Source organism: Maribacter sp. PR1, assembly GCF_028464145.1.
Classification (GTDB): Bacteria; Bacteroidota; Bacteroidia; order Flavobacteriales; family Flavobacteriaceae; genus Maribacter.
Window position 1 is genome coordinate 430,701 of the sequence record NZ_JAQPCG010000004.1, and the last position, 11,139, is coordinate 441,839.

Below are 11,139 nucleotides of genomic sequence, written 5' to 3' on the forward strand. Positions count from 1 at the left end.
TTATTATCTCGATATCTTCAGTGATCTTATGCAAAAAGAGCTTCCGAATATAAGTATCATCATCCCCGTTTTAAACGAGGAAAATTATATTCAGAAGGTATTGGAAAAGATTGCCAACAATACTACCTCCAACCAAATAAAAGAAGTTTTGGTGGTTGATGGAGGCAGTACGGATAAAACCGTTCATTTTGCTAAAAAACAAGGTGCTGAAGTAATTTCCGGCCCCAAAGGTAGAGCGAAACAAATGAATTTAGGTGCCCGCAAAGCTTCAGGAGTTCTACTTTACTTTTTGCATGTGGATAGTCTCCCCCCAGTGGGTTTCGATTCCAAAATCATTAATTTGTATTTAAAAAATAGTGAAGCGGGCTGTTTCAGGCTTCAATTTGACTCATCTAGTCTTTTTTTGAGATTCTTCGCATGGTGTACCAAAATTAACCAACCTATATGTCGTGGTGGGGACCAATCACTTTTTGTGAGTAGCGCTATTTTTAACGAATTAGGGGGATTCAATGAGAACTATATTATTTATGAGGACAATGAGTTTATTCAACGATTATACAAAAAGACGTCCTTTAAGATTATAGCCGATTATGTTCAGACCTCGGCAAGAAGATATATGAAACGGGGTATGATAACGCTACAGTACCATTTCGCAATCATCCATTTAAAACATTATTTGGGACAAGGACCAGAAAACTTATATGACTATTATCGTAGGAATATTGCCCTTTAATTATCTTTCCTCATAATCCAAGATAACCCCTTCTGAAATCCATTTTGCCAATGCCTGACGATTGTCCGGGTCCAAGATTCTCCGCTGGTCCTTCTTGTTTCTGATATTTCCAATTTCGATAAAGGTCATTGCAGGATGGGTCTTTTTTACCAGAAATAAGGAAGTACGGTCTTCAAAGGTTCCCGAGTACGTACGATTGGGTTGATATTGCTTATACTTGGCATCGAAGGTAGTGTGGATACTTTCCGCCAGTCGTTTTCCGTTTTTACTCTTTTCATGATGATAAAAGAAAACATCTATATTTTGCCCCTTGCTCCTGCTGTCCACATGGGTTACGATCAAACGCTGATAGGTCCCTTTGTTTTTTTTATACAAATCATTTACGATATCTACCCGCTGCTGTAATCTTGCCAACTGATTTAGTGGAATAGACTTATCGGGATACGCAACCTCATCCCTGTCAATCTCCAATATCCGCTCCTCCCGGATACCATCGTCTTCATCTCTAATTATGATATAAACCGTAGCACTATGTGCCAAAAGTTCCTTGGCCAATCTTAATGTAATATCATAGGCATATTCGTCTTCGGAAATCGATTTTCCGGCATAGACCGCCATAGCACCGGGGTCTGGACCACCATGTCCGGACACCAAATAATAAACGGCACCTTTTAAACGCTCGCTTTTTGTAAGGACCGTTTTATGGTCTTCTCCGAAAATATCATAGGTTTTTGACTCGACCTCCTTAATTTCCGTAGACTTTTTTTGAACACTATCCACTAGAGAAACCGTATCCAATTGCACTTTGGGGATAGCATAGGTCTTACCCTCAAGAAGATGTATGCTGTCCCGAAGATTTTCAAGATTTATATCTATAAACTCATGATAGTACTCATACGGGTTCACCCCTTGCTTCCTTAAAAGCGAGTAAATACCATCACCTTTTTCTGCAGTTACCGTAGCTAAAGTATCCTGGGAATACATCACTGGTGTTTGTGACAAAAGAAGAAAAATAATAAAGAAAGCTTTCCGCATCATACCTTCTTGAAAAACAAAGTTCGTGCCGAATACTGACATATGTCGACCTTTAGTTATCAAAATTTAATTGAGAATAATCTTCAAGAATTCCATCATTTAGCAAACTCACCAACGGCTTCTTTTCAGACTTCAAGTAAAACCCATTTTTCACCTTATCGGAACCTTCTATAAAATTTAAAATAATTAGGGGCGGAACCAGGTTATTGGCGAAATACAAGCTTGTTTCCTCTTTAAATGGGTGCAGATCGTTCTTGACTTTTGTCGATGAGTTTTTCCTAAGAATCTCCCCCAAACTATGTGCCAATTGGTACCCTTCCTTGCTGTGCTCGTTATGGCCAATCGCTAGCGTAAGATTCTTGTGCACACTATAATTATCTTCCAACAGAATAACGCGTTGGTAACTACCATGGTGCATTAAATATTTTCTATTGATACGACTGGAATAATTGCCGTATAATGTCTTTTTATCTATACTCTTTATTGTATCGGATATGGAGTTATCTTCATGCACATCATCCTCTAGAATATATACCCGTGCTCCTTTTATCATTAAATCCCGAGCCAATTTGCTCATTAAACCATCAAATCTCTTTTTGGAAGCCACACCTCCCGAATGCACAAAATAGTATACCGTATTTTGTAAGGTCGTATCCTTAAGGTTCATCAAGGATAGTTGGGTTTCGTTAAAAATAGGCATCTCCAAATCTTCACCAACCACGATACGAGTACCGGTATTTTTAAAAGAGTCAGGAGCATGGGGTAGTAGATATTCCTTTCCAATAATCAACTCACTCCCGTTATTTATGTTTTCCTTATTTAAATTCAAAAACTCCTCATAATATTTTATCGGTTGAATACCTGATTTCCTAAGGATGGAAAAGATTCCGTCTCCGGTTTTAGCAATTGCACTATTATGCACATTTTGGGCCGTAGCCAAAAAACCGCTGACAAATAAAAAACAAAGAAATATGGTGGAAAAAAAAGAGGGAATAGTCTGTCTTCGCATGGTAATTAGTGTTCCTAACACAAAGATTACCAAAAATATTAATCACCGCAAAGCGGTTGGAATAACTTATCAAAAAACTTATCCGATTAAGTTCTAGGTACAAAGAGACGGAAAGTCAATTCCCGTGAAGTTTGTAATAGTTGGCGATGATTGACTGAGAAGGTTTATTCTGGGGGGTAAATCGGTTATCCTTGTCACCACCGGAGCGATCGTGTTCTATGAACCATTTCCAAACAAATCCACCCGCAAACCAATCTTCGTTCCAAAATTCCTCGAAAATGGCTTTTTTCGCATTGGACTGACCATCCATATTCACCCCTTCCTCTGTACGGTCTACCAACCAAGGTTTCTTCGCCGTAAAATCCATACTACGATACCCATATTCCGTAAAAAGGACAGGCCTTTTAATTTTTAGGGCAAGATCGGATATCTTTTGTTTCCAAGGTTGCCAACCTTGCTTCAATTCTTCTACCGTAGGTGTTTTAGATTCCGACAAGGGGAAATAGGCATCGATGCCTATAAAATCCAACTGATTCCAAAACGGAGTTCTTGCATATTCGTCCCAATTGGCCGCATACGTTAATTTTCCCGAATAGATTTTTCTAATCTTGGCAATTAATTCTTGCCAATATTCTGGACGGTTCTTAACGAAGGTCTCCAACTCGGTTCCAATACAAAACACGGGGGCTTTGGTTTCTTCTGCCAACTCGGCATAATTCAGTATAAATTTATCGTAAGACGATTCTAATACACTCCAATCTTCCGGGGATTCCATTTTAATACTTCCGGTGAACTGTCCGCCACCGATCCAAATTTGGGGCTTTACCATAACCTCCAGTCCGTTTTTCATCAAAAGTTCAATGTATTGTTTGGCCCCTTTTCTAGTTTCCCCAAACCATTGCCTATCCGTATCAAATATTATAGTTGGGGAACTAAGGTCCCTAATAAATCCAAAGGGCATTACGGAAGCACTATTGGCGTAAATTTTAATTAATTCCTCCACATGGGGTTGTGCCACCTCTTCCCTAGATGCCACAAAACTGACACCATTAAACTTTTTTTGTGCCTTACTGGTGCAGCAAAATTGAAGAAAACATAATAAGAGAAGTCCTAAATTTCTCATATCTCAGATTTACAACTCCTAAAATAATGCTTTTAATGAATCTTTGTCTTGGGAAAACCTAAATCCTATGTTAAACTTTTAAAGACAGAGTTTTGAGAATTATTGTCGCCTTACTTCAATTCGTTTAGTTTCCAATTATACGGATAATAGGACAGTTTGCTGTTTAATGAAATTTTATCCTTTCTGTAGCCATTAATAAAATCCTTGATCGACTTTCCTTCATGGGTAAAATCCTCTTGATACCATTCAAATATTTGGGACACCTCGACCTCATCATTTTTAACTTTAATGAAGTCAGGATTGTTCAAAGACTTTTCCGTTTGTATTTGAAGTTGATTATCCAATTCAGAAGGCTTGTAAGCTTCCGGTATGATCGGAGGACAACCCAACCCCGCACAGACCAGAACGAAATGAAATCTTGGTTCCTTAGGAAAATTGGCCCGTAATACGTCGTTCTCTATTTCATTTAGCGTCAAACTTTTGCCGCCCACTTGATACTCTATTGAATCGAAAAAACCTGGAATATCCAAGGGTGTCTTTATTGGATAATTTTCAACTACACCTTTAATGACCATAATATTGTAGGTGTTTATCCAAAACGCTTGATATTCGTTGGGATTCGATATTGTAACAGAAATTGATTTTGCACTATTCACCAATTTTTCCAATTCTCCAGGGTTCTTCTTAATCCCTTGATAATTCACTCTTCCGTCTTTTACGTGGGTCATAAAGAAATTGTCCACTCCATCTATATAATCATGCAAATCTTGCCCATTGACCGTTAAAAAAATTATCAGGAACAATACACTAATGAGGGACTTGAATTTCATTTTTACTTATATCTACGTAATAAAAGTCGTAAGGTTCCACTAAAACATACAATTGGCATTTAATATTTATTAAAAAATCCTATTTAAATTCTTTATAAATTGATAGCTTCAATTAAGGAAGTATCGTTACGAACGACACACTAAAAAAATAAAACCAACCGATGCAGCACATTGTCATTATTGGAAATGGAATATCGGGCGTAACCTTGGCCCGGCACATTAGAAAACTTTCCGATAAAAATATTACCATAATTTCTGCCGAATCAGAGTATTTCTTTTCACGTACCGCCTTAATGTATGTGTATATGGGCCACATGAAATTTGAACACACTCAGCCCTACGAAAATCATTTCTGGAAAAAAAACAGAATCGGATTGGTACATGGATATGTCAAGCAAGTAAATGCCAAAAACAAAAACGTTTTGTTGTCCGATGGTAAAACAATTACATACGATTCGCTGGTCATCGCAACAGGTTCAAAACCCAACAAATTTGGTTGGCCAGGTCAAGATTTAGAAGGTGTCCAAGGGCTGTATTCCAAGCAGGATTTAGAAAAGTTGGAGCAAAACGCTCCAAATAAAGACCAATGTAAAAGAGCGGTAATCGTTGGGGGTGGTCTTATTGGTATAGAAATGGCAGAAATGTTACGGAGCCGGGATATCCCGGTTACTTTTTTGGTTAGGGAAACCAGTTTTTGGAACGGCGTGCTGCCCAAGGGAGAATCCGCTATGATCAATGAACATATTAAAGAACACCATATAGACCTACGATTAGATACCAATTTAAAAGAGATTTTACCAGATGAGAATGGCCGAGCCAAAGCTGTAGTGACCGATAAAGGCGAAACCATTAAATGTGATGTTGTGGGGTTAACCGCTGGGGTTACACCCAATATCGATTTCCTTAAGGATTCGGGTATCGAATTGGGAAAAGGGGTTAAAGTGGATCGATTATTGGAAACCAACATAAAGGATATTTATGCGATTGGCGATTGTGCCGAACAGCAGGAACCTATTGGGAACCGAAGACCTGTTGAGGCCGTTTGGTATACGGGTAGAATGATGGGTGAAGCCCTCGCACAAACTTTATGTGGAAACCCCATGGAATATAATCCCGGACACTGGTTCAACTCCGCCAAGTTTCTGGATATAGAATACCAAACCTACGGTTGGGTATTTAGCGAACGGACTAAAAAGGACTACGAATCCCATTTTCACTGGAGACATCCAAAAGAAAAAATAAGCATTACCATAGCATTTCATAAGGAAACCAACCTTTTCTTGGGAATTAACAACTTCGGAATTCGATTACGACACGAACTGTTCGATAGGTGGCTCAACGAAAAGCGAACCATCCAATATGTACTTGAACATTTTAAGGATGCTAATTTTGACCCTGAATTGTATGACACCTATGAAGATGATATCATCTCAAAATACAATGCGGACTTTAATCAAAACATTAGACCAAAAAACAAAAGTTGGAAAAGGATTTTAAACCTTCATTAATCATTTTCAAAACCAAAAAACAAAAACAACAATGAGCGGTATCGATAAAAGTATGTCCTTGGCAGGTGAACCACCCAAAGCATTGAATGGCGGTCAAAAGGCATCGGTTTTAACAGGCATGGTGGGTTTGGGAATAATGGTTTTACAACTTTTCAATCTCCATTTCGGTAATAACACGCTATGGTTAAGTATCTCCTTGCTCTTGATACTTTTAGGAGTGGCTTGGTTTTCGTATGCCAGTTATGAACACAAACAAGAAGGCATAAAAAATGACGGGGTGTGGTTCAAATCCATTTCCAGTCGGGGTATCCTTGGTTGGATGACCGGGATTACACTAACAGGGTTTTACATTGTGCTCTATTTCTACCCAGAATACCTCGGACTTGTCCAAGATGGGGACAACAGGGGATTAATTGCACTTTTCGACCCTTTAAGCAAAGCATTGAGCGGTAACCCCGCCAGTCAATGGTTTGTATATGGAACACTATACACCCTTGCCATTTTAGCCTTTGGCATTAAGTTTATGTGGAAATACCGCCATAGCAGCTATCAGCGCATACGTACCCTGAGTGTTATGTTCTTCCAAACGGCCTTTGCCTTTATTATACCCGAAATCATGGCGCGCCTAAATGGGGATTTACCCTATTATGACCTTAAAAACATGTGGCCTCTAAATTATTATAATTTTGAGCGCTATCGGGTCAATGGTTTCATTGAGGCTGGGGATATTGGGTTGGCCATGTTGATTTTCGGGGTCCTTTCCATTTTCGTCATCTCTCCCATCCTTACTTATAGATTTGGGAAAAGATGGTATTGTTCCTGGGTCTGCGGCTGTGGTGGCCTTGCGGAAACCGTTGGTGATCCATTTAGGCACTTAAGCGACAAATCCAAGTTTGCATGGAAAGTGGAGCGCTGGGTAGTTCATAGTGTAGTCGTTTTTGTTACCCTGATGACCACGGCGGTAATCTATTCCTATTTGGGCAACGATTCGAGCAAATATTGGTTGACAAAAACTTCTTTTCTTGTTGGGGTTGCCGTTATTCTCACCGCTGTTTTCGCCTGGGCGATGTTATTTAAACGAGACCAATTGCAAAAAGATGCCCAATATGGTGCCATAGGCTACTTTGTTATTATCGCCGTATTCCTTGGAATGCACTTTTTTAGTGGAGAAGGGAATATTTTTTTGTTTAAATCCAGCACCTTGAGAACTTCATATAGTTTTTTAATCGGGAGTATTTTTTCGGGTGTAATCGGTACGGGCTTCTATCCTATTTTTGGTAGTCGTGTTTGGTGCCGATTTGGTTGCCCAATGGCCGCCATTTTAGGCTTTCAGCAACGTTTATTTTCTAAATTTAGGATTACCACCAACGGCGGTCAATGTATTTCCTGCGGCAATTGCTCTACCTATTGCGAAATGGGAATCGATGTGCGAGCCTATGCCCAAAAAGGTGAGAATATCGTTCGATCTAGTTGTGTAGGTTGCGGAATATGTTCAGCTGTATGCCCAAGGGGCGTATTAAAATTGGAGAACGGTCCTCAAGAAGGTCGCATTAATTCGAAGGATGTGTTGTTAGGTAATGATGTAGATTTGATGGAATTGGTAAATAAAAAATAACCTCAACAAAACCCTACCACCAAAAGAATGTAAGTAATTGGTACTTTTACGACACATTACATGCACCATGGCTAACCGCTATTTCCCTTTAAGATAATGACAGACATTAAGGTTATTATTCCAGCCTTTAACGAGGCAGATTCCATTGCACATGTTATTAGGGACCTACCAAAATCAGTTTCCGAAATTATAGTTGTTAACAATGATTCTTCCGATGCTACTGTAGAGAATGCCCTAGCCGCGGGCGCTACTGTACTCACCGAGACCAAAAAAGGGTATGGTTATGCATGCCTTTGTGGAATGCATTACATCGATAAACAATCCAAACCACCTGATATTATCGTATTTATCGATGGAGACTATTCAGATTATCCGGAAGAACTGGATAAGGTAGTAGCCCCCATTATTGAAAACGATCTTGATTTTGTTGTAGGAGCCAGAAAAAAAAGTTTGCGGGAGGAAGGATCTATGACGCCGCAACAAGTTTTTGGTAACTGGTTGGCCACATTTTTAATGCGATTATTTTTTGGGGCAAAATTTACGGATTTAGGACCTTTTAGGGCGATAAAATACGAAAGTCTCAAAGAATTGGAAATGGCGGACAAAACGTATGGATGGACTGTAGAAATGCAATTGAAAATTTTGCGAAAAAAAATGGCATATATCGAAGTACCAGTACGTTACAAACGAAGAATTGGCGTTTCAAAAGTGTCCGGTACGGTAAAAGGCACTATCTTTGCCGGAGTAAAAATATTGGGTTGGATCTTTAAATACAGTTTAAAATAATATGGCACTTACCATCTCTTACATTATCATCGCAATCTATAGTATTGCACTGTTATTGATCTTCTTTTACAGTTTGGCACAATTGAATCTTTTGGTCAATTACCTTTCCCAAAAAAGAAAGAACCAAACGGCACCAAAATTTAATTTATTGGACCCTAAGGAAATTCCTTATGTGACCATTCAACTTCCCGTTTATAATGAGGAATATGTAATGGAGCGTCTTTTGGAGAACATTGCTAAAATAGAATACCCAAAAAGTAAATTGGAAATTCAGGTGTTGGATGACTCTACCGATGAATCGGTCGCCGTTACCGCACAACGAATTTTCGAGCTGCAAGAAACCGGGCTGGACATACAACATATACGAAGAACAGACAGAACTGGTTTTAAAGCTGGTGCTCTAAAGGAAGGGCTAAAAATTGCCAAGGGCGAGTTCATCGCTATATTCGATGCCGACTTTATGCCTTCATCGGATTGGTTAAAGAAAACCGTCATCTATTTTAAAGATACGGAAATCGGTGTGGTACAGACCCGTTGGGGCCATTTGAACCGTGACTATTCTACCTTGACCAAAATACAGGCCTTTGCATTGGACGCCCACTTTACCTTGGAGCAAGTAGGTAGAAATGCCAAGGGACACTTTATCAATTTTAACGGTACAGCAGGGATTTGGAGAAAAGAGACCATTTTGGACGCCGGGAACTGGGAAGGTGACACCTTAACGGAAGATTTGGACCTTAGCTACCGTGCCCAATTAAAGAACTGGAAATTTAAGTATTTGGAGGATGTGGAAACCCCTGCCGAGCTTCCCGTGGTAATCAGTGCGGCACGTTCCCAACAGTTTCGTTGGAACAAGGGCGGTGCGGAAAACTTTAGGAAGACCGTTTGGAGTGTGATCAGTGCCAAGAACATTCCTTTTAAGACTAAATTTCACGGGGTGATGCACTTATTGAACAGTAGTATGTTCCTATGTGTGTTTTTGGTAGCCCTTTTAAGTATACCTGCACTATACATCAAAAACACTTTTGGACACTTGGATTGGGTTTTCTCTTTGTTGAATCTATTTGTGGTAAGTACCATTATTCTTTTTATCTGTTATTGGTTTACCTATAAGAGTGTACAGGGTAGTAGTTTTGATGGATTTATAGACTATATCAAATTGTTTTTTACCTTTTTCTCGGTGGCCTTGGGCTTTTCCCTGCACAATTCACTAGCCGTACTTGAAGGCCATATGGGAAAGCGCAGTGAATTTGTACGTACGCCAAAATTCAATATTAATAATTTGACCGAGAGTTGGAAAGGCAATAAATATTTGGCCAAGAAATTGTCCCCTAATATGATTTTGGAATTCGCCTTGATGCTGTATTTCCTTTTTGGAATGTACAGTGCAGTTCCGCTGAACGACTTTGGACTCTTCCCCTTCCATTTTATGTTGTTCCTGGGCTTTAGTTTTGTATTCTTTAAAAGCTTAACGGCCAGGGCATAAAAGACAAAATTTTTAAAGTATAAAGGACGGCGATTGCCGTCCTTTTTTATACTCGTATTTTATTATTGGTTATATTCCGTATATAAAAAGAGTATAAATCATAAGTAATCTATACTCAATGTTGTGCTTCATTATGACCAACCAATAGACCAATGATAAAATTCTATAGGAAAATTAGACAAAACTTACTTTCTGAAGGCAAAACTGGAAAGTATCTAAAATATGCGATTGGGGAAATTGTGCTTGTGGTAATCGGGATACTGATTGCTCTGTCAATTAATAATTGGAATGAAAATCGAAAGGGACGAAACAAAGAGCAAATTGTTCTTGAGAATCTAAAAGAGGATTTTTTAGCAAATCAGAGTATTATTGATAGAAGCTTAGCCGTGCACAAATATCATTTGGATGAACTATATTCGTATTTAAAGCATCTAGGTCCCAGTGTACCAGCTCTCACAGATTCTATCTACAAATTTGATGTTTCCGACTATGGGAAATTAAATCTGATTGATGGTACGTTAAAAGCCGTTATTAATACCGATATTTTTGGAATAATTCAAAATGAACTTCTAAAAAAGAAACTTTCTACCTACCCGAGTACATTTGCGGCATACAAAGAATTTGAGGATGTTAATAGAGATATTGTGATAAATAAGCACAGAGCCTTAGGTGAACAATATACTTCTATTTTAAGGCTTGACAAGTCCTTATTAGGTATATCTGAACCACATAAGTCAGATTTTCTTGGCTGGGCAAGAGATCCGCAACATCAGAATAATACGGTAAATAGAATTAATATTATAAGAAATAAATTGATTCCGGCATTAATTGAAGTGCAGACAAAGAATTATGAGATATTAAAACTGCTAGATGAGGAGATTAGAGATTAATAACGAAAGCACAACACCGGTAACCGTTGCACAAGCCATTAATATTCAAAAAAGCATGTCCTTTTAAGCCGCTCTAAGCGGCTTTTTCTTTTATCAATCAAAAGTCAATGACAAATTTCGGCTT

The 11,139-nt window shown here is 38.8% G+C and carries 10 protein-coding genes; 6 read left to right on the forward strand and 4 right to left on the reverse strand.

Going from position 1 to position 11,139, the window contains the following annotated elements; translation table 11 throughout:
• Positions 1 to 28: 28 nt before the first annotated feature.
• A complete protein-coding gene (locus tag PP182_RS10900) occupies positions 29 to 733 on the forward strand; it encodes a TIGR04283 family arsenosugar biosynthesis glycosyltransferase (RefSeq protein WP_272651275.1) in 705 nt (234 codons plus the stop codon).
• Here the strand turns inward: PP182_RS10900 and PP182_RS10905 are convergent, their stop codons facing one another.
• The 4 genes from PP182_RS10905 to PP182_RS10920 form a co-directional block, all read right to left on the reverse strand.
• Positions 734 to 1,810: an N-acetylmuramoyl-L-alanine amidase family protein gene (locus PP182_RS10905; protein ID WP_330097992.1), complete on the reverse strand. Its 1,077-nt coding sequence runs from the start codon at positions 1,808 to 1,810 to the stop codon at positions 734 to 736.
• Positions 1,811 to 1,820: 10 nt separating this feature from the next.
• The gene (locus PP182_RS10910) at positions 1,821 to 2,798 is read right to left on the reverse strand and encodes a hypothetical protein (protein WP_272651276.1); all 978 of its coding nucleotides are present in this window, start codon (positions 2,796 to 2,798) and stop codon (positions 1,821 to 1,823) included.
• Between the two features lie 94 nt (positions 2,799 to 2,892).
• Positions 2,893 to 3,900, reverse strand: a complete 1,008-nt coding sequence (locus PP182_RS10915; RefSeq protein ID WP_272651277.1) for a glycoside hydrolase family 113 — start codon at positions 3,898 to 3,900, stop codon at positions 2,893 to 2,895.
• Positions 3,901 to 4,010: 110 nt separating this feature from the next.
• Entirely contained in the window at positions 4,011 to 4,730 is a 720-nt protein-coding gene (locus PP182_RS10920; protein WP_272651278.1) for a DUF547 domain-containing protein, read from the reverse strand.
• Positions 4,731 to 4,891: 161 nt separating this feature from the next.
• Here PP182_RS10920 and PP182_RS10925 point away from each other — a divergent pair, with 161 nt between their 5' ends.
• From PP182_RS10925 to PP182_RS10945, 5 genes are all read left to right on the forward strand, one after another.
• Positions 4,892 to 6,238, forward strand: a complete 1,347-nt coding sequence (locus tag PP182_RS10925; RefSeq protein WP_272651279.1) for an NAD(P)/FAD-dependent oxidoreductase — start codon at positions 4,892 to 4,894, stop codon at positions 6,236 to 6,238.
• A gap of 31 nt (positions 6,239 to 6,269) precedes the next feature.
• Entirely contained in the window at positions 6,270 to 7,853 is a 1,584-nt protein-coding gene (locus PP182_RS10930) for a 4Fe-4S binding protein (protein ID WP_272651280.1), read from the forward strand.
• Positions 7,854 to 7,949: 96 nt separating this feature from the next.
• Entirely contained in the window at positions 7,950 to 8,639 is a 690-nt protein-coding gene (locus PP182_RS10935; protein WP_272651281.1) for a glycosyltransferase family 2 protein, read from the forward strand.
• Position 8,640: 1 nt separating this feature from the next.
• Positions 8,641 to 10,125, forward strand: coding sequence for a cellulose synthase family protein (locus tag PP182_RS10940; protein WP_272651282.1), 1,485 nt, complete (start codon positions 8,641 to 8,643; stop codon positions 10,123 to 10,125).
• Positions 10,126 to 10,277: 152 nt separating this feature from the next.
• Positions 10,278 to 11,015 (forward strand): DUF6090 family protein, encoded by a 738-nt coding sequence (locus PP182_RS10945; protein WP_272651283.1) that lies wholly within the window; start codon positions 10,278 to 10,280, stop codon positions 11,013 to 11,015.
• The last annotated feature ends 124 nt before the right edge of the window (positions 11,016 to 11,139 follow it).